The following is a 21,704-nucleotide window of genomic DNA, read 5'->3' on the forward strand; positions in this document are numbered from 1 at the left end:
CATTTTCATGGAGAATGGCTGGGCCAATTCCGGGGAGTCGCCGGGGGCCGCCGCGCCGGTTCCCGGCGGGCTCGGGATCGATCTGCATGTGGCGCCCTCCGGTGGCGGGCTGCGCCGGGGGCTGACCGACGCCCTGCGCGAGGCCGTGCGCACCGGACGGCTCGCGCCCGGCACCCGGCTGCCGTCCAGTCGTACGCTCGCCGGGGATCTGGGGATCGCCCGCAACACCGTCGCCGACGCGTACGCCGATCTGGTCGCCGAGGGCTGGCTCACCGCGCGACAGGGGTCGGGCACCCGGGTCGCCGAGCGTCCGCCGAGCGCGCCCGCCGTCCGCCGGGCGACCGTCCCGCGTACCCCCGGCCGCCCCGTCCACGACCTGGAGCCCGGCTCCCCCGACCTCGGCTCCTTCCCGCGCGCCGCATGGCTCAAGGCCGCCCGCCGCGCGCTGGCCGCCGCCCCCAACGACGCCTTCGGCTACGGCGACCCGCGCGGCCGTCCCGAACTGCGCACCGCCCTCGCCGGATACCTCGCCCGCGCCCGGGGCGTCCGGGCCGACCCGGGACGGATCGTCATCTGCTCCGGCTTCGCCCACGGCCTCGGCCTGCTGGCGCGGGTGCTGCGCCGGCGCGGGCTGGACGCGCTGGCGGTGGAGGCGTACGGCCTCGACGTGCACTGGAACCTGGTCGAGCGGGCCGGTCTGACGGTCCGCCCGATGCCGTTCGACGGCCTCGGCACGGTCGTCCCCGTCGATGAACTCCCGGTCCCCGGCGCCGTACTGACCACCCCCGCCCACTCCTTCCCGCTCGGACTCGCGCTCCTGCCCGAGCGCCGCGCGGCCTTGGTCGACTGGGCGCGGCGGACCGGCGGGCTGGTCCTGGAGGACGACTACGACGGCGAGTTCCGGTACGACCGGCAGCCGGTCGGTGCGCTACAGGATCTCGGGCCGGACCATGTGGTCTATCTCGGCACCGCCAGCAAGTCCCTCGCCCCCGGGCTGCGGCTGGGCTGGCTGGTGCTGCCGCCGGACCTGGTCACCGAGGTGACGGACACCCTCGGCAGCAGTGCCACCGGGGTCGTCGAACAGCTCACGCTCGCCGAGTTCATCGTCTCCGGGGGCTACGACCGTCATGTGCGCGCCGCCCGGACACGCTACCGGCGGCGCCGGGACGCGCTGGTCGCCGCGCTCGCCGTCCGTGCGCCCGAGGTGACGGTGACCGGGATCGCCGCCGGACTGCACGCCGTACTCCGGCTGCCGCCCGGGACCGAGGAGTCGGTGATCCGCGCCGCCGCGTGGCAGGGGCTGTCGGTGCACGGGCTGTCGCGGTTCCGGCATCCCGACGCGCCCGCTCGTTCGATTGACGCGCTGGTGGTGGGGTACGCGACGCCGCCGGATCATGCGTGGGCGGGGGCGCTGGAGGCGCTGTGCCGGGCGTTGCCTTGAGGGGGTGCCGGGAGAGGAGGGGGTGCCGGGAGAGGAGGCGGGCCTACGCTACGGGGGTGGCGTCGGGGCCGCCCCCACGACTTCGGGCGTCCTCAGGTGTCCCCTCGCCTGTCCTCGGGGGTTCGCAGGCGTATTCGGGCGTCCTCGCCTGTCCTCAGGCGTCTTCGTGTGTCCTTCAGGCCCCCAACACCCCCCGCAACTGATGCAACCCCCACTCCAGATCCTCCTCGCTGATCACCAGCGGCGGCGCGATCCGGATCGTCGACCCATGGGTGTCCTTCACCAGCACCCCCCGATCCATCAGCTTCTGCGACACCTCCCGCCCCGTGCCGTGCTCCGGCGCGATGTCCACGCCCGCCCACAGACCGCGCCCCCGTACCGCCGTGACCTGGCCGCCCTCGGCCAGCGCGGCCAGCTCGCGGTGCAGATAGGTGCCCAGCTCGGCCGCCCGCGCCTGGAACTCCCCCGACCGCAGCATCGCGATCACCTCCAGCGCCACCGCGCACGCCAGCGGATTCCCGCCGAACGTCGATCCGTGCTCCCCGGGCCGGAACACCCCCAGCACGTCGGCGCTCGACACCACCGCCGACACCGGCACGATCCCCCCGCCCAGCGCCTTGCCCAGCACATACATGTCCGGCACCACGCCCTCGTGCTCACACGCGAACGTCTTCCCCGTCCGCCCGAGCCCCGACTGGATCTCGTCCGCGACGAACAGCACCCCCCGTTCCCGCGTCAGCTTCCGCACCGCCGCCAGATACCCCGCGGGCGGCACCAGCACCCCCGCCTCCCCCTGGATCGGCTCCAGCAGCACCGCCACCGAGTTCTCCGTCAGCGCGTTGCGCATCGCCGCCAGATCTCCGTACGGCACGATCTCGAACCCCGGCGTGTACGGCCCGAAGTCCGCCCGCGCCTCCCGGTCCGTCGAGAAGCTGATGATCGTCGTCGTACGCCCATGGAAGTTGTTCGCCGCCACCACGATCTTCGCCATCTCCCACGGCACCCCCTTCACCCGGTACCCCCACTTCCGTGCCGTCTTCACCGCCGTCTCCACCGCCTCCGAGCCGGTGTTCATCGGCAGCACCAGCTCCATTCCGCACAGCTCCGCCAGCTCCCGGCAGAACGCCGCGAACCGGTCGTGATAAAACGCCCGCGAGGTCAGCGTCACCCGCCCCAGCTGCGCCTTCGCCGCCTCGATCAGCCGCCGGTTGCCGTGCCCGAAGTTGAGCGCCGAGTACCCGGCCAGCAGATCCAGATAGCGTCGGCCCTCCACATCCGTCATCCACGCGCCCTCGGCGGTGGCCACCACCACGGGCAGCGGGTGGTAGTTGTGCGCGCTGTGCTCCTCGGCGGCTGCGATGAGGGTTTCCGTGGGTGTGGGTGTGGGTGCGGGTGCGGGGGTGGGGGTGGGGGTCGGTGACGGTGACGGTGACGGTGACGGTGAGGGCGACGGGGATGTCGGGGACATGCGGACCTCCGGAAGACTGACCTCGGCTCCTACCTCGGCTCCTATCGAATCGTCGGCCAGGCCCCACCCCTTTAGAACCGTCCGGCACACCCGCCTCGGAACCGTCCGCCACCCGCCGCGCCCCGCCGTGGGGCGCGCGCCGCCCTCGCCCGCATGGTGGACGTGACGGCCCGCCCGGTCTCCGGCGCCGGTAGGCTGACGGCGAGCCGTGACTGGCGCGCTGGGATGGGACCGACCATCGGGGAGCGGCTCCGGCAGGACCCGCTGTGGTGCACCGCCGCCGCGGACCTGATGAGCGAGTGCCGTGCGCCTGGGCCGAACCGTGAACCGTGACCGCGTCGAGCCACGCCACCCGGAGGCCGAGATGTCCGATCAGCAGCCCCTCTCCACCGAATCCACCGCGTTCCGCGCCGCCCTCGATGTGATCCGTGCCGTCGAGCCCCGGGTCGCCGACGCCATCGGCCAGGAAGTCCACGACCAGCGCGAGATGCTCAAGCTGATCGCCTCCGAGAACTACGCCTCCCCGGCCACCCTCCTCGCCATGGGCAACTGGTTCAGCGACAAGTACGCCGAAGGCACCGTCGGCCGCCGCTTCTACGCCGGCTGCCGCAATGTCGACACCGTCGAGTCCCTCGCCGCCGAACACGCCCGCGAACTCTTCGGCGCCCGCCACGCCTACGTCCAGCCCCACTCCGGCATCGACGCCAACCTCGTCGCCTTCTGGGCCGTACTCGCCGACCGGGTGGAGGCGCCCTTCCTGGAGAAGGCCGGTGCCCGCCAGGTCAACGATCTGACCGAGGCCGACTGGTCCGAACTCCGCCACGCCTTCGGCAACCAGCGCATGCTCGGCATGTCCCTCGACGCAGGCGGTCACCTCACCCACGGCTTCCGCCCGAACATCTCCGGCAAGATGTTCGACCAGCGTTCCTACGGCACCGACCCCACCTCCGGTCTCCTCGACTACGAGGCCCTGCGCGCCTCCGCCCGCGAGTTCAAGCCCCTGATCATCGTCGCCGGTTACTCCGCCTATCCCCGGCTGGTGAACTTCCGCATCATGCGGGAGATCGCCGACGAGGTCGGCGCGACCCTGATGGTCGACATGGCCCACTTCGCGGGCCTGGTCGCCGGCAAGGTCCTCACCGGCGACTTCGACCCGGTCCCGCACGCCCAGATCGTCACCACCACCACCCACAAGTCGCTGCGCGGCCCGCGCGGCGGCATGGTCCTGTGCGACGACTCCCTCAAGGACCAGGTCGACCGCGGCTGCCCGATGGTCCTCGGCGGCCCGCTCCCGCATGTCATGGCCGCCAAGGCCGTCGCCCTCGCCGAGGCCCGTCAGCCCTCCTTCCGTGACTACGCCCAGCGCATCGTCGACAACTCCCGCGCCCTCGCCGAGGGCCTGATGCGCCGCGGCGCCACCCTGGTCACCGGCGGCACCGACAACCACCTCAATCTGATCGACGTCGCCACTTCCTACGGCCTCACCGGCCGCCAGGCGGAAGCGGCCCTTCTCTCCTCCGGGATCGTCACCAACCGCAACGCCATCCCCTCCGACCCCAACGGGGCCTGGTACACCTCCGGCATCCGCGTCGGCACCCCCGCCCTGACCACCCGTGGCCTGGGCACCGCCGAGATGGACGAGGTCGCCGCCCTCATCGACCGGGTCCTGTCCACCACCGAACCCGGCACCACCGGCAAGGGCGCCCCCTCCAAGGCCCAGCACATCCTGGACCCGAAGATCGCCGACGAGATCTCCCGCCGCGCCACCGACCTCGTCGCCGCGTTCCCCCTCTACCCCGAGATCGACCTGGGCTGAGGGCCCGCCCGGTCCGGGCGGTGCGGCCGGTCCGGGCGCCGGGCAGGTGAGGTGGGGGCTCAGGGACCCGTCATAGGTCCCGCAGCTCCTGCCTCGGGCCTTTCTCCGAGCGACGCAGCCGGACCGATTCGATCGCGCCCGGCAGCCGGAGTGCCAGGGGACGCAGGGCCAGCGCCGCTATCGCTCCGGCCGCCAGGCCCGGCAGGGCCCACCACCAGTCCGTGGAGTCGGCCGAGGTCCCTGCGGCTGCCGCCGCCGCTCCGCCCGGGGCGGCGGCCCGCTCCGGGGTCGGCTCGACGGCCGGTTCCTGTGCCGCGCCCGCCTCCAGACCGAAGGCCGGTGGGGCCGGGAAGATTCCGGTGCCGCCGTCGTCGGAGACCTTGCCGAGCACTCCCAGATCCTGGAGCAGGGCCGTCAGGCGCTCGGGGTCGGCGGCGGTGTGCCAATTGCCGTCCCAGGAAGCCAGGTCGACCGAGGTGTGGACCCAGATGTCCTGGGAGCCGGGGATCAGGAACACCCGGTCGAAGCGGTGCGGTGATATGTCGTGTGCCATCCAGGTGACGTTGATCTGCCGGGTGTTGGACTCGTCCACCCCTTTCGGTGACGCGGGCCCGCCCTGGTCCGGTGGGCCCAGAAGGGTCTCCAGCTCTCTGTACCTCCGGTCCGTGTAGTACAGCGCTGTCGCTTCCAGGCTCTGCGGTGAGACCACCAGCACGCTGGTCGGGCCGCCCGCCGAAGCGGTGGGTGCGGCCCACAGCGTCAGGGCGAGGGCCGCCGCCAACGCCATGACCGCCGCCGTCAGTTCACGGATTTTTCCACCTTTTCCACTCCACCAGCTGCGCATGTCCCACCCCGACCGGACCGTAGCCGTGCGGCCCGTCCCCGGGCCGCCTGTCACTTCTGGTACACCGCCCGACCGCTTCGGGTTCCCATCCGCCGCGAGACTTTTCCGTCCGGTTCGGGACGTGGACTTCCCTCATTCCGGCTCGGGGACGCGGACTTCGCTCAGTCCGACTCCGGAAGGGACTTCGCGATCCGTACCGCCCGATCCTTCGACTCCACGCCCTCCAGCCGCAGCGTGATGTAGCGCGTGCCCGCGTCATGGGTCCACAGCAGGGTCGGGCCCGCGACGCGGGTCTCCCGGGCGAAGCGGTCGCCGTCGATGGTCAGCAGCCAGTAGTCCAGGTCGTGCGGGCGGGGGAACCACAAGGCGGAAGCGGTGTTCAGGTCCCCGCCGGTGGGTCTCAGGGAGATCCACTCCAGCTCTTCCGACACGGTTTTCACGAACCCCATGTCCAGCAGGCCGAGATCCTGCTCCAGCCGGATCGTGCCGCCCCCCGGCTCGGTCCAGCACAGGGTGATCAGGGAACGCCGGTCCGGTGCCGGGGTGACCGTCACCCCGTCCGGCTCGCCCAGCGCGTCCGGGACCAGTGGACGCACACCCGCGCGCCGCTCGGCCTCCGCCAGGGACATCGAGGGGCCGCAGCCGGGTACCTCGGCGGACGGCGGCGGGGACGCGGCGGGGTCGTAGCGCACCTCGACCCCGCCGAACTCGAACCAGTCGAGGACCGCCGCCCGCACCGGGGGAGTCAGCGCCAGCACGGTCAGCAGGCCGCAGAGGGTCGCGGTGAGCGAGCGCCAGCGCGTCCGCGTCCAGCGACGGGCCGCGCGCAGCCGGGCGGGCGGCCCCGGTGGCTCGGCGACCGGGACCGCGAGATGCTCGGCGAGTATCTGGCCCAGGACCCGCTCGACCATCGAGTCCGGCAGGTCCGGCCCGGTGGCGTCCAGCGAACGGCCGAGCGAGCGCAGCTCCTCCGGCAGCCGGGGCGGCACGCCGCGCGCCGGGCGATCGGCGGGCCGTCCGGTGCGGTCGTGCGCCCCGCTCCCGCTCCCATGCCTCCCGCCCCTCTCGTGTGCGCTCCCCTGTTTGCTCCCGTTTCCGTGGCGGTCCGGGTGTCCGGGGTCACTCATGCTCTTCACCTCCCTCCTTTCCCCTCTCGGGTCCCTCCCCGGACCCCTCCTCGGGCCGGAAGCCGGGCAGGAGCCGGCTCAGCTTGCGCAGCGCGCGGTTCAGCCGTGATTTCACCGTGCCCCGGGGCCAGCCCAGGGCCTGGGACGTCTCCGCTTCGTCCATCTCCAGCAGATAGCGGTACGTGACGACCAGGCGGTGTTCCTCGGTCAGCTGCTCCAGGGCGGCCAGCAGCGCGTCCCGGCGCTCGCTCTCCAGCATCGCCAGCGCCGGGTCCGCCGACTCGGGTATCAGCGGCTCGGCCTCCGCGAAGGCCGCCTCACGGCCGGCCAGCGTGCGCTGCCGGGCCGCCGTACGCACTGTGTTCCTCGTCTCATTGGCGACGATGGACAGCAGCCAGGGCTTGAACGCCGAGCCGTCCTGGAACCGGCCCAGCGCGCAGTACGCCTTGACGAACGCCTGCTGCACCACGTCCTCCGCATCCGCGCCCGCGCCGAGCGCCGCCGCCGCCCGCAGGGCGATGCCCGTGTGGGCGCGGACCAGCTCCGCGTACGCCTCCGGCTCTCCGGCGCGTACACGGGCGATCACCGCGGCCTCATCGACGATGCGGACCCCCTCCCGCGTCTTCACACTCTTGGTACACCGCCCGACCCCGATCGGTTCCCACTTAGTCGGGAAGCCGGCGGAAAGCCGGTGGGAAGCCGGTGGGAAGCCGGTGGGAGGCCGGTGGGAGGCCCCCCGGAAGCGCCGCCGTCGTGGCGTCGCGGTCCGTTCCTGATCGGTGCCGGGCACCTGAGAGAATGGTGAGCATGGCCTCTGACAGTCCCCGCGTGCTCTCCGGGATCCAGCCCACCGCAGGCTCGTTCCACCTCGGCAACTACCTCGGCGCGGTACGCCAGTGGGTGGCGCTCCAGGAGACCCACGACGCGTTCTACATGGTCGTGGACCTGCACGCGATCACGATCCCGCAGGACCCGAAGGAGCTGCGGGACAACACCCGCCTGGCCGTCGCCCAGCTGCTCGCCGCCGGTCTCGACCCCGAGCGCTGCACGCTCTTCGTCCAGAGCCATGTCCCCGAGCACGCCCAGCTGGCATGGGTCATGAACTGCCTGACCGGTTTCGGCGAAGCGTCCCGGATGACCCAGTTCAAGGACAAGTCCGCCAGGCAGGGCGCCGACCGCGCGTCGGTCGGCCTGTTCACGTACCCGATCCTCCAGGTCGCGGACATCCTGCTGTACCAGGCCAACGAGGTCCCGGTCGGCGAGGACCAGCGCCAGCACATCGAGCTGACCCGTGATCTCGCCGAGCGTTTCAACGGACGTTTCGGCGCGACCTTCACGGTCCCCGAGCCGTACATCCTCAAGGAGACGGCGAAGATCTACGACCTTCAGGACCCGTCGATCAAGATGAGCAAGTCGGCGTCCACGCCGAAGGGCCTGATCAATCTGCTCGACGACCCCAAGGCCACCGCCAAGAAGGTCAAGAGCGCGGTCACCGACACCGACACCGTGATCCGCTACGACGCCGCGAACAAGCCGGGCGTCAGCAATCTCCTCTCCATCTACTCGACCCTCACCGGCACGGGCATCGAGGAACTGGAGAAGAAGTACGACGGCAAGGGCTACGGCGCGCTCAAGACCGACCTCGCCGAGGAGATGGTCGAGTTCGTCACGCCGTTCCGGGAGCGCACCCAGCAGTATCTGGACGACTCCGAGACGCTCGACTCGATCCTGGCCAAGGGCGCCGAGAAGGCCCGCGCGGTGGCCGCCGAGACCCTCGCAAACGCGTACGACCGGGTGGGTTTCCTGCCGGCGAAGCACTGACCGAAGGCCCGGGAGCCGGGTCGTGTGCCCCGTACCACCGCACAGCGCTGCATATCACCATGCCTGCGCCTGCCCAGAGCCCGGCCGTGGTCGTACAGTCGATAGCCGGATGGCCGCGCGAGCGGCCACCCGCGCGCGTAGAGCCCCCGCCGGGCGACCCGCACAGATGTGACCGACACGACGACAGGAGACGACGTGGGGACCGTAACGATCGGTGTGTCGATCGCGGTCCCGGAGCCCCACGGCAGCCTGCTCCAGCAGCGGCGCGCGGGCTTCGGCGACCCCGCGGCGCACGGCATTCCCACCCATGTCACCCTGCTGCCGCCCACCGAGGCGGACGCCGCGCTGCTCCCGGCGATCGAGGCGCATCTGGTCCAGGTGGCCCAGGCCGGGCGCCCCTTTCCGATGCGGCTGTCCGGCACCGGCACCTTCCGACCGCTGTCGCCGGTCGTCTACGTGCAGGTCGTCGAGGGCGCCGAGGTCTGCACGTGGCTCCAGAAGCAGGTCCGTGACGCCTCCGGGCCCGTCGCGCGCGAGCTTCAGTTCCCGTACCACCCGCATGTCACGGTCGCCCACGGCATCGACGAGGCCGCCATGGACCGCGCCTACGAGGAGCTGTCCGGCTACGAGGCCAAGTGGCCCTGCACCGGCTTCGCCCTCTACGAGCAGGGCGCCGACGGCGTGTGGCGCAAGCTCCGCGAGTTCGCCTTCGGCACGCCGGTGGTACCGCCGCAGGCGTCCGCGCCGGCCGAGCAGGGGTCGCTGCCCGCGCACTGACCGCGCGGCGGCCGTCCCCCGTCCCCCGTCCCGCACCCGCCCGTACCCGCCCGTACACGCCCATCCACGGCCTACCGCCCGTCCGGAGCCTGTCGCGGTGCTCCTATGCGGTCCTTTCGGAGACCGTCCTTAGGACGAGGCTTCGGGCCCCGTCCTCGGCGTGTCAGAGCGGGAGTCTCCTGAAGGCCGCCCTCGGCAGGTGCCGCAGCGCCGACATCAGCACGCGCAGCGCGCCCGGCACCCACACGGTCTCCGAGCGGCGGCGCAGGCCCAGTTCGATGGCGGTGGCCACGGCCTCGGGGGTGGTCGCCGGTGGGATCTCCTCCCGCGCGGACGTGGACCTCGTACGGACGAAGCCGGGGCGTACGACCATGACGTGCACGCCGGTGCCGTACAGGGCGTCGCCCAGGCCCTGGGTGAAGACGTCCAGGCCCGCCTTGCTGGAGCCGTAGATGAAGTCCGAGCGGCGGGCGCGTTCCCCGGCGACCGAGGAGAGCACCACGAGGGAGCCGCGGCCCTGGTCCTGGAGCGCGCGGGCGCTGATCAGGCCCGCGGAGACGGCGCCGGTGAAGTTGGTCTGGACGACGCGTACCGCGTCCACGGGTTCGCGTTCGTCACGGGCCTGGTCGCCCAGGACGCCGAAGGCGAGCAGCACCATGTCGACGGTGCCCTCCGCGAAGACCTTGCCGAGCACGTCCTCGTGGGCGCCGGGGTCGAGGGCGTCGAAGGGGACGGTACGGACGTCCGCGCCCAGCGCGCGCAGATCCCGCGCCGCCTCCTCCAGGGCCGGGGACGGGCGTCCGGCGAGCCACACCGTACGCGTGCGGCGGGCGATCAGGCGGCGGGCGGTGGCCAGCGCGATCTCGGAGGTACCGCCGAGGACGAGCAGGGTCCGGGGCAGGTCGGGGGCGTCCTTCATGAGGCTCCGGGGAACGGGGACGAGAGCGGAGTCGGCAGACATGTCGGTGACCGTATCGCCCTATATGACGGAGTTCAGTTGGTCGACGCAGCGAACCGCGACATCCCTCCCCGAAACGGGTGATTAGTGGTATGTCGCTCTATATCGCCGGAGTTTGTGGGTCTTCTTCTCGGCGCGCTCGGACATCGGGCACCCGCAACAGGGGCAGAGTCGGATCATGGACTGGCTGAAAAGGCTCCCGGTCGTCGGGCCGCTCGTCGCGCGTCTGATGACCACGCACGCGTGGTCGTCGTACGAACGCCTGGACCGTGTGAAGTGGACGCGCCTGGCCGCCGCGATGACGTTCATCAGCTTCATCGCGCTGTTCCCGCTGCTGACCGTGGTCGCCGCGGTGGCCGCCCTGGCGCTCAGCACCGGCCAGCGCGCCGAGCTGGAGGAGAAGATCGCCGACCAGGTGCCCGGCATCTCCGACCAGCTCGACATCGGCGGCCTGGTCGACAACGCCGGAACCGTCGGGCTCATCGCCGGTGCCGTGCTGCTGTTCACCGGCATCGGCTGGGTCAGCTCGGTGCGCGGCTGTCTGCGCGCGGTGTGGGAGCTGCCGGACCCCGAGGAGAACCCCTTCCTGCGCAAGGCCAAGGACGCGGGCGTACTGTTCGGCCTCGGCGGCGCGCTGCTGGTCACCCTCGCCGCCTCGACCGTCGCCTCCGCGCTGGTCGACTGGATCGTCCGGCACCTCGGCATCGAGGAGGGCGGCTGGGGCAGCGTGCTGCTGCGGACCGCCGCGTTCGCCGTCGCCGTCCTCACGGATTTCCTCATCCTCCTGTACGTCCTCACCCTGCTGCCCGGAGTGGAACCCCGGCGCCGCCGCCTGATCGAGGCCGCGCTGATCGGCGCGGTCGGCTTTGAACTCCTGAAGCTGCTGCTCAGCGGCTATATCCAGGGCGTGGCCGCCAAGAGCATGTACGGCGCGTTCGGCGTCCCTGTCGCCCTGCTCCTGTGGATCAACTTCACCGCGAAACTGATCCTCTTCTGCGCCGCGTGGACGGCGACGCGCAATGGGGAGGCGGAGGCAGTGGAGGGAGCTGAGGGGGCGGAGGGGGCTGAGGCGGAGACGGATGAGGCGCAGGAGGTGGATGGGCCGGGGGAGTCAGGGGAGTCGGGGACGCGGGTGAGGCCCGGAGGCGCGGCGGGGGCGGGCGGGCCGGTGCGGGGCGAGCCGTCAGAGGGGGCGGAGAGGGCGGAGGGGCCTGCCGGGCCGGGGGATCGGGCGGAGCCGGAGGGGCAGAGGGAGCCGGAGGGGCTGGAGAGGCAGGAGGGGCGAGGGTCGGAAGGGGCGGGCGGGGCCAAGGGGGAGTAGCGGCCCGGTCTGCCCTGCCGGAACCGGGAGTGCCCAGCGCCGGGGGTCACCTTCGGCGGCGTACCGGCCGCACCCGACCCGGCCGCACCCGACCCGGCCGCACCCGACCCGGCCGCCCCCGATCCCCCCGATCCCACCCGGCGTCACTTCCGGCGGCGTACCAGGTCCGGGAGGGGCCAGCGGCGGTTGACCAGGAAGGCCGCGGAGGCCAGGAGGAGCAGCACCGCGCCGGTGATGCCCAGGGCGACTCCGATGCCGTCGGAGGCGTTCTGCGCCACGTCGGCGGCCATCGGGTCGCCCGACGCGTTTCCGGCGCCCCCGGCCTCGCCCCCGGTGTCGGAGGCGGTGGCGCCCGGCTGGGGCTCCGCGCCCTTCGGGGCGACGAGTTCGCCGACCGGCTCGACCTTGCCCGCCGCCTCGAAGCCCCAGTCGAACAGCTGCGCGGTCTCCTTGTAGACCTGGTTGGTCTCGTCCTTCTCGGGGTTCATGACGGTCACCAGCAGCACCCGGCCGTCGCGCTCGGCGACTCCGGTGAAGGTGGCGCCCGCGTTCGTCGTGTTGCCGTTCTTGACGCCCGCTATGCCGTCGTACTGAGGCAGGCCGTAGTCGCCGGTCAGCAGGCGGTTGGTGTTCTGGATCTCGAAGGACTCCCGGGTCGTCTTGCCCTTGTCGTCCTTCTTCGTCTCGCCGGGGAACTGGGCGGTCGCCGTCGAGGAGTACTCGCGGAAGTCCTTCTTCTGCAACCCGGAACGGGCGAACAGGGTGAGGTCGTACGCGGAGGAGACCTGGCCGGGGGCGTCGTAGCCGTCCGGGCTGACCACGTTGGTGTCGAGCGCCTGGAGTTCCTCGGCGTGGTCGTTCATCTCCTGGACGGTGTTCTCCACACCGTCGTTCATCGCGGACAGCACATGCACCGCGTCGTTGCCGGAGCGCAGGAAGACGCCGAGCCACAGATCGTGGACGGTGTAGGTCTCGTCCTCCTTGATGCCGACCATGCTGGAGCCCACCCCGACGCCCGCCAGATCCGACGGGACGACCTTGTGCTCCTGGTCCTTGGGGAACTGCGGCAGCAGGGTGTCCGCGAACAGCATCTTCAGGGTGCTCGCCGGGGCCAGCCGCCAGTGCGCGTTGTGCGCCGCGAGCACCTCGCCGGACTCGGCGTCCGCCACGATCCACGACCGCGCGGTGACGTCCTTGGGGATCACCGGGACACCGGGCGCCAGCTCGACCTGGGTACCGGACTGCCCTAGCCGCTCACCGCCGACCGTCGACATGTCCGCCGGAGGGGTCGCGGAGGGAGTCGTCGACGGGGTGCCCGAAGAAGTCGTCGAGGGGGTGGCCGACGGGGTCGTCGACGGACTGTTCGATGGGTCCGGTGCCGCGAACGCCACGGGCGCGGTCAGCGAAATCGTCAAAAATGCGGCAGAAGTGACCAACAGGCTGCGCCTGACGGTCTGCTGGGGAGCGGACACGACCGAGAACGTACATGCGCGACCTGTGGACCTCCCACCCCCCTCCCGACCCCGGGCATGGATTCGGACACCCGGCGGTGATACTGAAGGTATGACACTGAGCCGCCCCGTCTCCTGGTTCCTGCTCGCGTTCGGGGTGTGGAGCTGGATCATCTGGGTCACTTTCGTCAAGAACCTGATCAACGACGGCAGCGGGCTCGCGTTCGACGACGGCCGGCCCACGGCGTACTTCTGGGTACACCTGACCCTGGCGATCGTCTCCTTCGTATTGGGGACGGTCGTCGGTGGCATCGGGTTGCGTGGAGTGCGGGCACTGCGTCGCACGTCATAGGGCACGCCTCGTAAGAGGGCCCCAAGAGGGCCCCTGGGAAGCCCCCAAGGGCACTTCCCAAGAAAACCGCCCCGGCAAGAACCGCCTCACGGCAACGGCACAAGAACCGCCCTACCGAAGCGCCTCCCCGGAAGCGCCGCACAGCAAGGGACAACAACAGCGTGGTCTTCGTCTTCATGCTCGCCGTCGTGGGCATCCTGGTGGCGGCGAACTGGTATCTGTGGCGCCGCCTGTTCCGCGACACGACGAGCGGCCCCGGCTGGGTGCGCCGGGGCGGCGTCTTACTGATAGCGGGCGGCTGGGCCGTGGCCATCGGCGCCCTGGTCGCCGAGCGCACCGGTGCCCCGTTCGTGGCCCAGCAGCTCCTGGCCTGGCCGGGCTTCCTGTGGCTCCCGCTGTCGCTCTATCTGCTGCTCGCCCTCCTGCTGGGCGAGGCCGTACGGCCGCTGCTGCGCCGGTATCTGGAGCGGCGCAAGCCCGCAGTGCCCGCCGCCGTGCGCGAGAGCCGGCCGGTGCCCGCCTCGGCGACGCCCGCCGAGCGGCCCGCCGGGACACCCCCCGCGCCCCCCACCCCCACGGACGACACGCCGGACCACCCCGGCGACACGCCACGACACCCCGCCGACACGCCGCGACACACCGACGACACGCCGTCCCAGCGGCTCGTGGCCGCCCCCTCACGGCGCCTGTTCGTCTCCCGCGTGGTGGCCGGTGCCGCCGCCGCGGCGGCCGTCGGGACCGTCGGTTACGGCACGTTCAGCGTCCTGAACGGCCCCAGCGTCAAGCGGGTCACCGTCCCGCTGGCCAAGCTCCCGCGCGCGGCGCACGGCTTCCGGATCGCGGTCGTCAGCGACATCCACCTGAGCCCGGTGCTGGGCCGGGGCTTCGCCCAGAAGGTCGTGGACACGATCAACTCCACCCAGCCCGACCTGATCGCGGTGGTCGGTGACCTGGTCGACGGCAGCGTCAAGGACCTCGGCCCGGCCGCCGCCCCGCTCGCCGGGCTCAGGGCCCGGCACGGCACGCACTTCGTCACCGGCAACCACGAGTACTTCTCCGGCGCGGAGCAGTGGGTCGAGGAGGTACGCCGGCTGGGCATGAACCCGCTGGAGAACGCCCGTACCGAACTGCCCCACTTCGACCTCGCGGGCGTCAATGACGTGGCCGGGGAGAGCGAGGGCCAGGGACCGGACTTCGCACAGGCCCTCGGCGACCGCGACCGGAACCGCGCGTGTGTGCTGCTCGCACATCAGCCGGTGCAGATCCATGATGCCGTCGACCATGGCGTCGACCTCCAGCTCTCCGGCCACACCCACGGCGGCCAGCTCTGGCCCGGCAACTACCTCGCCGAGCTGGCGAACCCGACCGTGGCGGGCCTGGAGCAGTACGGCGACACGCAGTTGTACGTGACCCGGGGCGCGGGCGCCTGGGGCCCGCCGACCCGCGTCGGCGCCGAGTCGGACATCACGGTGATCGAGCTGGCATCCCGGCAGGCCTGAAGCCGGGAGCACCATCGGCAGGAGTGGCCGAAACACGCCGGTAACCCGCCCTTCTTCAACTTTCTGCCATGCACAGGAAAAGGCCCTTCCCCCGCCGGAAACCGCTGTGATTGGGTGGCCGAGCCACCGGGTGAGGTGGCTTCGCTGGGGCCTGGGGAGGGCTGGCGGTGCGATCCGTCCGGATGCGGATACTCGCGGGGGTACTGGTGCTGGCGGCGGCCGGAGCGGCGGCCTGGCAACTGGTGCCGTCGGGGGCGGACCACGGCGAGGCGATCACCGTCGGCACCACCGACGCGGTCACCTCGCTCGACCCGGCGGGGGCCTACGACGCCGGGTCCTGGGCGTTGTTCAGCAATCTCTTCCAGTCACTGCTGACCTTCGACCCCGGCGGCACCGCGCCCGTGCCCGACGCGGCGAAGAGCTGCGCCTTCACCGACTCCGGCCTGCGCACGTACCGCTGTGAGCTGCGTTCGGGCCTGACCTTCCCGAGCGGCCGGGAGATGACGGCCGACGATGTGAAGTTCTCCGTCGAGCGGGTGCTGAGGATCAACTCCGACCTCGGCCCCGCCTCCCTCCTCGACACCCTGGAGACGGTCAGCGCGCGCGGGAACACGGTCACCTTCGGCCTCTCCGCGTCCGACGCCACCTTCCCGTACCGGCTGGCCACCGGCGCGGGCGCCATCGTCGACTCCACCACGTACCCGGCGAACGCCCTGCGCACCGAACCCGGCGCCGACGGCACCGGGCCCTATCGACTGTCGTCGTACACGAAGGACAAGAGCGCGCTCCTCACGCCGAACACCGGCTACCGGGGCGCGGTGGACGGCTCCGGCCGCCCCATCGAGCTGCGCTACTACACCGACTCCGCCGCCCTGGACCGCGCCTACCAGGCCGGGCAGGTCCAGGTCGCCACCCGCCAACTGCCTCCGGAGACCCTCGCCGGGCTCTCCGCCAGCGATCCCGACCAGCGGGTCTCCGAGGCGGACAGCTCCGAGACCCGCAATCTGTACCTCAACACCCGCGAGGACGCGCCGCTGGGCGATGTGCGGGTGCGGCAGGCGCTCGCCTGGCTGGTCGACCGGGAGAAGCTGGCGGCCGACGTGTACCGGGGCACGGTCGACGCGCTGTACTCGCTGATCCCGGCCGGGATCACCGGCCACACCACGTCGTTCTTCGACCAGTACCCCGCCCAGGACGCCGACAAGGCCCGGGAACTGCTCACCGAGGCGGGCGTCTCCCTCCCCGTCCGCTTCACCCTCTCCTACGGCCAGGGCCGCGGCGCCGCCGCCGAGGAGGCCGCCGAGCTGAAACGGCAGCTGGAGGCCGACGGGCTCTTCCAGGTTACGGTCAAGGGGTACGAGTGGACCGAGTTCCAGGAGCGCTGGGCGGCCGGTGAACTCGACGCGTACGCCGTCGGCTGGGTGGCCGACTATCCCGACCCGGACACCTTCGGCGCCCCGCTCGTCGGCACGGGCTCCACGATGAACACCGGCTACAGCAGCGCGACCGTGGACCGGCTGATCAAGGAGGGCCAGCAGTACGCCGACCGGGGCCGCGCCGCCGACGAGTTCAGCGACATCCAGGACACCGTCGCCCGTGACGTACCGGTGATCCCGCTGTGGCAGCGCAAGGAGTACGTGGTGACCGACGAGGCCGTGGCCGGTGGCCAGGACCTCATGGACGGCACCGGGGTGTTCCGGCTGTGGCGGCTGGACTGGATCTGAGCCAGCCGGGGCCGAGCCGCCCCGGTGTTCGACGTGGTGATGCTGGAGGAGGAGGCGGACGTGGTCAACTGGCGCGGGATTGACCTTCCTTGATGATGTTCTCGACGTCGATGGTGACCTCGGCGCCTACCGTGTCGGGCAGCGTGACGGTCTCACCAGGAGCGTGAATGCGGTGGCTCGTGTACTCGCCCCCGGTAGGTTCGGTGAGGACGTGCAACCGCTGATGCTTGCGGTCGACGATGAGGTACACGGGGACGTTCGCCTCGGCGTAGGCGCCTACCTTGGTCCTCAGGTCGTCCTTCCAGTTCTTGGAGGTCACCTCCAGGACGAGACGGAAGCAGACCGGGTCGTACGCGTTGTTCTCGATGAGGTGGTGGTCCACGTCGGCGTCCACCACCGAGAGGTCGGGAATGGCGTAGTCCTCGACCCCGGTGGGCAGCCAGATGGCCACGTTCTGAAGGACCTCGGTCTCGCCGCCGTCCAGCCCGGCAGCCATGAAGGGGCTCATCAGCTTCGTTAGGGCGCGGGCGTGGGGGGCATCCGGAGAAGGGGTCACGAGGAGGTGGCCTCCGATGATCTCGACGCGGTAGCCCGGATGGCGCTCCATGATCTCGTCGGCGATCGCGGTGAGGGAGAACCGCTCGTCGTTGAAGAACTGCTCGACGGATGCTGCGGACATCGCGTGCCTCCTGTGGGCTGGTATCGAGAGCATCATCGTAGGCAGGCCGCAAGCCCTCTGTCCCGTTCCGGGCCGTTCACCCGAACGGGGTTCACCCCGTCTTCGTCATCCCCGGCAAGAAGTCCGTGAACAGCTCATGCACCTCTCTGACCAGCGGGCGCAGCACCCGGAAGCGGGCCAGCGAGACACCGCGCGCGGTGAGCCGGGCGCCGCGCGCGGCGAGGCGGTAGCTGCGCTCGCGGCCGGGGGTGCGGTCGAAGATCCAGTACAGGCACAGGCCCATCTGAGCGAGCCACATCAGCTCGGGAAGGGCGTCGCGCAGTTCCTCGGGGACCTTGGTGGCCGACCCGGCGAGCACCTCGCGATGCACGCTGATCGCCTCCTCGCGCGCGTGCTCGCTCTCCGGGGAGAACGGGCTGAGCGGGCTGTCGGGGTCGGCGGCGTTCCTGAAGAACTGCACCGCGAACTCGTGGTACGGCGTGGCGACGTCCAGCCACGCCGTGAGCACCCCCGCGAGCCGCGCCTCCAGGGCGGTCTCCCGGTCCAGGGCCTCCCGCGCGGCATGCTGGTGCTCGGCGGCGAGCCGGTCGTAGAAGCCCTGGATCAGGTGTTCCTTGCCGTCGAAGTAGTAGTAGGCGTTTCCGACGGAGACGCCGGCCTCCTGGGCGATGGCCCGCATCGTCGTCCGGTCGTAGCCCCGCTCCTGGAACAGCCGCATGGCCGTCTCCAGGATCAGCGCCCGGGTCTGCCGGGACTTGCTGGGGGCGCCGCCCTCGCCGGGGCGTTCGTCGCCTTCGTCGCCTTCGTTCTTCGCGGGCATGGGGAGTGAGCCTAACGACCGCCGCGCGCCCGGCAGCGGGCGGCCGTCACCGGCACGGTCCGTTCCCCGAGGGCTCAGGACGCCGCCGAGTGCGCCGACACCGTACGCCCCAGCTCAGGCCGCTTGGAGTAGTCGGTGAAGCCGAGCACGTTCCCCCACGGGTCGGCGATCTCGACCGTCCAGCCGGTGGCCACCGGGAACGGCGGGTCCAGCGGGGCGATGCCCGCCCCCGCGAGCCGGTCGGCGGCGGCGCGGGCGTCCGGCACCTCCAGCCACACCCGCGCCGACGGCCACGGGGGTGGCCGGTGCCCCACCCCCTCCTCGTGCCGCAGCAGGATGCCGGGCGCCTCGGCGCCGACCTTCAGCAGCGCGATCCCGGCCTCGTCGAAGCGGAACCCGACCGTGAACCCGGCGCGTTCGTAGTAGGCCACCGCCTCGCCGAGGTCCCCGACGGGGAGCAGGACGTTGTCGAAGCCGAGCAGTTCGTACGACTGGTTGTCTGACATACCGTCAGAGTAGGTGGATGATCGGCCGCAGCCCGGCATTGTCAGTGGTGGCCCGTACTGTCGTCGGCATGGGAATGGTGACGTTCGTCGACGAGACGACGACAGGGGACCGCTCGGCGTCCTGGGGACTGGAGATCGCCGAGGAGCGGCTCACGGTGCGTGAGCTGATCCGGCGCCGGGTGTTCCAGGAAGTGGCCGAGTTCAACGCGCGGACACCCGGTGTGTTCCGGGGCCTGGTGCAGCCCACGGACACCGAGCGGGTGATCAACGGCTACGCGCTGCGCACACCCCGCCGGATAGACCCCGAGACCCAGTCGGAGCTGGCGCTGACGGCGTTCGCGGGCAACGGGTTCCTGGTGCTGGTGGGGGACCGCCAGGTCACCGACCCCGACGAGGAGATCGACCTGGCGCTCGGCACCGAGGTCACGTTCCTGAAGCTCGTCGCCCTGGTGGGTGGCTGATGGCCGGCACACCCGAGCGGTACGCCGACGAGGCCGCCCCCAGCCTGAAGCTGATCGCCGACGGGCAGCTCGACGGGCTGGTGCCCGAGCTGCTCGCCCTCGCCGAGGTGATCGCGGACGACTGGAGGACGGCCCGTCAGGTCATCGACGCCGTCCGCTGGACCGACCGGTCCTTCCGGGGCGGACTCGTGCGCCGCCTCGCCGCCCGCTACCAGGAGGCGGAGCGGGGTTCGTCCGACCCGCGCCGCATCGCGATCCTGTTCGCCCACCTCGACATCACGGACCTGGTGAGCGAGTCGTCCCGGGACACCCGCGAGGCCCTCATGACGCTGGCCGCCGTGCAGGAGATGAGCTACGAGACGGCCGGTCTGATCCGGCTCGCCGAGGCCGAGCTGGACGAGGGACACGCGCTGCCGGGCCTGTTCGTCGCCCTGATCCGCCGCTCACAGCTGACGATGTGGTACGGCGGCAAGGACCTGAGCCCCCTGGTGGAGCGCATCGCCCCGACCGCCCCGGTGCTCAACCCCGGCGAGGCATGGGCGGACCGGGCTCTCGCCGACCTGGAGGCACTCACAGCGACGGACAAGACAGACAAAGCAGATAAGGCGGACAAGGGCGAGGACTGGCGGCGGCTGCTCGCCCACGCCATCACCGCGAACTCCGCCCGCCCGTCCACCAAGTGGGAGCGCGCGGGGCGGACACTGATCGACGCCGTGGGCGCGGACGAGGCCCGCGCACGGCTGCTGGACTGGCTGTCCCTGGTGGGCCGTCCCCGCACGGCCCCACTGCAACCGGGGCAGTACGGAAACGACCCCGCCGCCACCTTCGACCCGTACAACGCGACCGGGCTGCGGGGGCTGATCTGGCTGGTGTCGTTCCTGCCGACCGAGGGCGCAGCCGACGCCACCGATACCTCCCACGCCCCCCTCACCGCCCGCACCCTGGGCGCCCTCGTGGACACCTCCCTCCGCCGTGTCCCCGGCGTCGGTCCCGTCAACCCCAAGGTCGCCAACGCCGCCGTCAACGCCCTCGCGCGGATCGAGCACGAGGCCGCTCTCGCCGAGCTGGCCCGCCTCGCCACCCGCGTCACCTACAAGGGCACCCTCAAGCTGGTGGACGCCGCGCTGGACACCCGCGCACAGGCACTCGGTCTCAGCCGCGAGGAGATCGAGGAACTCGCCGTCCCGGCCTACGGCCTGACCGAGGTCGGCCGCGCCGAACACCGGCTGGGCGAGGCCACCGCCGTCCTGGAAGTGCACGGCGCCAAGGCCACCCTGACCTGGTCCAACGCATCCGGGAAAACCGTCAAGGGCATCCCCGCCGCCGTCCGCCGCGACCACGCCGACGAGCTGAAGGAGCTGAAGGCGGCGGTCAAGGACATCGACAAGATGCTCTCGGCGCAGAGCGAGCGCCTGGACCGCCAGTTCCTGGCCCGCCGCAGCTGGCCGTACGCCGCCTGGCGCGAGCGCTACCTGGACCACCCCCTCGTCGGCACCCTGGCCCGGCGCCTGCTCTGGACCATCGACGGGAACACGACCGTCGGATTCGCCGACGGCGAGCTGCGCACCCTCGCCGACACCCCGGTGACCGAGGGCCGCGAGGTGACCGTATGGCACCCGGTCGACCATGAACCGGCGCGGATCGTCGCCTGGCGCGACTGGCTGGAGCGGCACGGCATCACCCAGCCGTTCAAGCAGGCCCACCGCGAGGTCTACCTCCTCACCGACGCCGAGCGCGCCACCGGCACCTACTCCAACCGGTTCGCCGCGCACATCCTGCGCCAGCACCAGTTCCACTCCCTGGCCGCCGTCCGGGGCTGGCGCAACAAACTGCGGCTGTGCGTCGACGACCAGGCCCCGCCCGCCGTCCGGGAGCTGCCGGAATGGGGACTGCGCGCGGAGTACTGGATCGAGGGCGACGGCCGGGAGTACGGCATCGACACCACCGAGTCCGGCAGCTTCCTGCGGTTGCGCACCGACCAGGTCCGCTTCTACCCGATCGACGCGCCGGGGAACTGGGCGCACTGCTGCGGCGGCGAGTACGGGATGTGGCTGGGCGACGGAGCCGATCCCGTCGAGGCCCTGCCCCTGTCCGGGATCCCGCCCCTGGTGCTGTCGGAAGTCCTGCGGGACGTCGACCTGTTCGTCGGCGTCGCCAGCGTCGGCAATGACCCGACCTGGCAGGACGGCGGACCCGAGGGCCGCTACCGCGAGTACTGGACGTCGTACGGCTTCGGTGAACTCAATCAGACCGCGCAGACCCGCCGGGTCCTCCTGGAGCGGCTGATACCCCGCCTCGCGATAGCCGGCCGCTGCCGGCTGGAGGGCCGCTTCCTGTATGTCGAGGGCGAGCGCCACACGTACAAGATCCACCTCGGCTCGGGCAACATCCTGATTTCACCGCACGACCGGTACCTGTGCATCGTCCCGAAGTCCGGTGGCGGCACCGCCGGGGCGCAGGCCGGCTATCTGCCGTACGAGGGCGACCGGATGCTCGCGGTGATCCTCAGCAAGGCGATGATGCTGGCGGCGGACACGGAGATCACCGACCCGACGATCCTGAGCCAGCTGTAGCGGCGGCGGACATGCCGAAGGGTCCTGCTCCCCCAGGACAGCGGGGGAGCAGGACCCTCAGGACGG

General features: G+C 71.6%; 19 protein-coding genes. 10 read left to right on the forward strand and 9 right to left on the reverse strand.

The window, feature by feature from the left end; all coding sequences use genetic code 11:
• The first annotated feature begins 7 nt into the window (after positions 1-7).
• Positions 8-1,441: a PLP-dependent aminotransferase family protein gene (locus ACFXAZ_RS04395; protein ID WP_384584839.1), complete on the forward strand. Its 1,434-nt coding sequence runs from the start codon at positions 8-10 to the stop codon at positions 1,439-1,441.
• A gap of 175 nt (positions 1,442-1,616) precedes the next feature.
• Here ACFXAZ_RS04395 and rocD read toward each other — a convergent pair whose 3' ends face one another.
• Positions 1,617-2,909, reverse strand: a complete 1,293-nt coding sequence (gene rocD, locus ACFXAZ_RS04400) for an ornithine--oxo-acid transaminase (protein WP_384584842.1) — start codon at positions 2,907-2,909, stop codon at positions 1,617-1,619.
• Positions 2,910-3,273: 364 nt separating this feature from the next.
• Between rocD and ACFXAZ_RS04405 the strand changes: the two genes are divergently transcribed.
• On the forward strand, positions 3,274-4,725 hold the full coding sequence (locus ACFXAZ_RS04405) for a glycine hydroxymethyltransferase (protein ID WP_384584845.1): 1,452 nt from the start codon (positions 3,274-3,276) through the stop codon (positions 4,723-4,725).
• 70 nt (positions 4,726-4,795) lie between these two features.
• Here ACFXAZ_RS04405 and ACFXAZ_RS04410 read toward each other — a convergent pair whose 3' ends face one another.
• The 3 genes from ACFXAZ_RS04410 to ACFXAZ_RS04420 all read right to left on the reverse strand — a co-directional run bounded on the left by ACFXAZ_RS04410 (position 4,796) and on the right by ACFXAZ_RS04420 (position 7,324).
• Positions 4,796-5,512, reverse strand: coding sequence for a hypothetical protein (locus ACFXAZ_RS04410; RefSeq protein WP_384584848.1), 717 nt, complete (start codon positions 5,510-5,512; stop codon positions 4,796-4,798).
• A gap of 218 nt (positions 5,513-5,730) precedes the next feature.
• Positions 5,731-6,696 (reverse strand): hypothetical protein, encoded by a 966-nt coding sequence (locus ACFXAZ_RS04415; RefSeq protein WP_384584851.1) that lies wholly within the window; start codon positions 6,694-6,696, stop codon positions 5,731-5,733.
• Complete coding sequence (locus ACFXAZ_RS04420) at positions 6,689-7,324, reverse strand: RNA polymerase sigma factor (RefSeq protein ID WP_384584854.1); 636 nt, start codon at positions 7,322-7,324, stop codon at positions 6,689-6,691. Before ACFXAZ_RS04420 ends, ACFXAZ_RS04415 begins: the two co-directional genes overlap by 8 nt.
• A 179-nt stretch (positions 7,325-7,503) precedes the next feature.
• On the opposite strand from ACFXAZ_RS04420, the gene trpS reads away from it, so the two are divergent.
• Positions 7,504-8,517 (forward strand): tryptophan--tRNA ligase, encoded by a 1,014-nt coding sequence (gene trpS / locus ACFXAZ_RS04425; RefSeq protein WP_384584857.1) that lies wholly within the window; start codon positions 7,504-7,506, stop codon positions 8,515-8,517.
• A 195-nt stretch (positions 8,518-8,712) separates the two neighbouring features.
• Positions 8,713-9,294 (forward strand): 2'-5' RNA ligase family protein, encoded by a 582-nt coding sequence (locus tag ACFXAZ_RS04430; protein WP_384584859.1) that lies wholly within the window; start codon positions 8,713-8,715, stop codon positions 9,292-9,294.
• Positions 9,295-9,457: 163 nt separating this feature from the next.
• Here ACFXAZ_RS04430 and ACFXAZ_RS04435 read toward each other — a convergent pair whose 3' ends face one another.
• The gene (locus ACFXAZ_RS04435; RefSeq protein ID WP_384584967.1) at positions 9,458-10,213 is read right to left on the reverse strand and encodes an SDR family NAD(P)-dependent oxidoreductase; all 756 of its coding nucleotides are present in this window, start codon (positions 10,211-10,213) and stop codon (positions 9,458-9,460) included.
• 217 nt (positions 10,214-10,430) lie between these two features.
• On the opposite strand from ACFXAZ_RS04435, the gene ACFXAZ_RS04440 reads away from it, so the two are divergent.
• Positions 10,431-11,573 (forward strand): YihY/virulence factor BrkB family protein, encoded by a 1,143-nt coding sequence (locus tag ACFXAZ_RS04440; RefSeq protein ID WP_384584862.1) that lies wholly within the window; start codon positions 10,431-10,433, stop codon positions 11,571-11,573.
• A gap of 143 nt (positions 11,574-11,716) precedes the next feature.
• Here ACFXAZ_RS04440 and ACFXAZ_RS04445 read toward each other — a convergent pair whose 3' ends face one another.
• Positions 11,717-13,045 (reverse strand): D-alanyl-D-alanine carboxypeptidase family protein, encoded by a 1,329-nt coding sequence (locus ACFXAZ_RS04445; RefSeq protein WP_384584865.1) that lies wholly within the window; start codon positions 13,043-13,045, stop codon positions 11,717-11,719.
• 91 nt (positions 13,046-13,136) lie between these two features.
• Here ACFXAZ_RS04445 and ACFXAZ_RS04450 point away from each other — a divergent pair, with 91 nt between their 5' ends.
• The 3 genes from ACFXAZ_RS04450 to ACFXAZ_RS04460 all read left to right on the forward strand — a co-directional run bounded on the left by ACFXAZ_RS04450 (position 13,137) and on the right by ACFXAZ_RS04460 (position 16,599).
• Positions 13,137-13,376, forward strand: a complete 240-nt coding sequence (locus ACFXAZ_RS04450; RefSeq protein ID WP_384584868.1) for an SCO4848 family membrane protein — start codon at positions 13,137-13,139, stop codon at positions 13,374-13,376.
• A 161-nt stretch (positions 13,377-13,537) separates the two neighbouring features.
• Positions 13,538-14,875: a metallophosphoesterase gene (locus ACFXAZ_RS04455; protein WP_384584870.1), complete on the forward strand. Its 1,338-nt coding sequence runs from the start codon at positions 13,538-13,540 to the stop codon at positions 14,873-14,875.
• A gap of 182 nt (positions 14,876-15,057) precedes the next feature.
• The gene (locus tag ACFXAZ_RS04460; RefSeq protein WP_384584873.1) at positions 15,058-16,599 is read left to right on the forward strand and encodes an ABC transporter substrate-binding protein; all 1,542 of its coding nucleotides are present in this window, start codon (positions 15,058-15,060) and stop codon (positions 16,597-16,599) included.
• A gap of 64 nt (positions 16,600-16,663) precedes the next feature.
• On the opposite strand, the gene ACFXAZ_RS04465 is transcribed toward ACFXAZ_RS04460, so the two are convergent.
• The 3 genes from ACFXAZ_RS04465 to ACFXAZ_RS04475 form a co-directional block, all read right to left on the reverse strand.
• Positions 16,664-17,278 (reverse strand): Uma2 family endonuclease, encoded by a 615-nt coding sequence (locus tag ACFXAZ_RS04465; RefSeq protein ID WP_384584876.1) that lies wholly within the window; start codon positions 17,276-17,278, stop codon positions 16,664-16,666.
• A gap of 91 nt (positions 17,279-17,369) precedes the next feature.
• Complete coding sequence (locus ACFXAZ_RS04470) at positions 17,370-18,098, reverse strand: TetR family transcriptional regulator (protein ID WP_384584879.1); 729 nt, start codon at positions 18,096-18,098, stop codon at positions 17,370-17,372.
• A gap of 74 nt (positions 18,099-18,172) precedes the next feature.
• The gene (locus ACFXAZ_RS04475; protein WP_384584882.1) at positions 18,173-18,604 is read right to left on the reverse strand and encodes a VOC family protein; all 432 of its coding nucleotides are present in this window, start codon (positions 18,602-18,604) and stop codon (positions 18,173-18,175) included.
• 68 nt (positions 18,605-18,672) lie between these two features.
• On the opposite strand from ACFXAZ_RS04475, the gene ACFXAZ_RS04480 reads away from it, so the two are divergent.
• Both ACFXAZ_RS04480 and ACFXAZ_RS04485 read left to right on the forward strand, forming a co-directional pair.
• Positions 18,673-19,065, forward strand: coding sequence for a hypothetical protein (locus ACFXAZ_RS04480; protein ID WP_384584885.1), 393 nt, complete (start codon positions 18,673-18,675; stop codon positions 19,063-19,065).
• Positions 19,065-21,638 (forward strand): DUF4132 domain-containing protein, encoded by a 2,574-nt coding sequence (locus tag ACFXAZ_RS04485; protein ID WP_384584888.1) that lies wholly within the window; start codon positions 19,065-19,067, stop codon positions 21,636-21,638. The genes ACFXAZ_RS04480 and ACFXAZ_RS04485 overlap by 1 nt, the downstream gene beginning before the upstream one ends.
• The last annotated feature ends 66 nt before the right edge of the window (positions 21,639-21,704 follow it).

The organism is Streptomyces sp. NPDC059477 (assembly GCF_042749375.1).
Lineage (GTDB): Bacteria > Actinomycetota > Actinomycetes > Streptomycetales > Streptomycetaceae > Streptomyces.

Bases quoted from the DNA above. Each gene is read 5' to 3' on its own strand.
- ACFXAZ_RS04395 (WP_384584839.1), top strand. From the start codon at position 8: ATGGAGAATGGCTGGGCCAATTCCGGGGAGTCGCCGGGGGCCGCCGCG.
- rocD (WP_384584842.1), bottom strand. From the start codon at position 2,909: ATGTCCCCGACATCCCCGTCGCCCTCACCGTCACCGTCACCGTCACCG.
- ACFXAZ_RS04405 (WP_384584845.1), top strand. From the start codon at position 3,274: ATGTCCGATCAGCAGCCCCTCTCCACCGAATCCACCGCGTTCCGCGCC.
- ACFXAZ_RS04410 (WP_384584848.1), bottom strand. From the start codon at position 5,512: ATGGCGTTGGCGGCGGCCCTCGCCCTGACGCTGTGGGCCGCACCCACC.
- ACFXAZ_RS04415 (WP_384584851.1), bottom strand. From the start codon at position 6,696: ATGAGTGACCCCGGACACCCGGACCGCCACGGAAACGGGAGCAAACAG.
- trpS (WP_384584857.1), top strand. From the start codon at position 7,504: ATGGCCTCTGACAGTCCCCGCGTGCTCTCCGGGATCCAGCCCACCGCA.
- ACFXAZ_RS04435 (WP_384584967.1), bottom strand. From the start codon at position 10,213: ATGAAGGACGCCCCCGACCTGCCCCGGACCCTGCTCGTCCTCGGCGGT.
- ACFXAZ_RS04440 (WP_384584862.1), top strand. From the start codon at position 10,431: ATGGACTGGCTGAAAAGGCTCCCGGTCGTCGGGCCGCTCGTCGCGCGT.
- ACFXAZ_RS04450 (WP_384584868.1), top strand. From the start codon at position 13,137: ATGACACTGAGCCGCCCCGTCTCCTGGTTCCTGCTCGCGTTCGGGGTG.
- ACFXAZ_RS04460 (WP_384584873.1), top strand. From the start codon at position 15,058: ATGCGGATACTCGCGGGGGTACTGGTGCTGGCGGCGGCCGGAGCGGCG.
- ACFXAZ_RS04465 (WP_384584876.1), bottom strand. From the start codon at position 17,278: ATGTCCGCAGCATCCGTCGAGCAGTTCTTCAACGACGAGCGGTTCTCC.
- ACFXAZ_RS04470 (WP_384584879.1), bottom strand. From the start codon at position 18,098: ATGCCCGCGAAGAACGAAGGCGACGAAGGCGACGAACGCCCCGGCGAG.
- ACFXAZ_RS04475 (WP_384584882.1), bottom strand. From the start codon at position 18,604: ATGTCAGACAACCAGTCGTACGAACTGCTCGGCTTCGACAACGTCCTG.
- ACFXAZ_RS04480 (WP_384584885.1), top strand. From the start codon at position 18,673: ATGGGAATGGTGACGTTCGTCGACGAGACGACGACAGGGGACCGCTCG.
- ACFXAZ_RS04485 (WP_384584888.1), top strand. From the start codon at position 19,065: ATGGCCGGCACACCCGAGCGGTACGCCGACGAGGCCGCCCCCAGCCTG.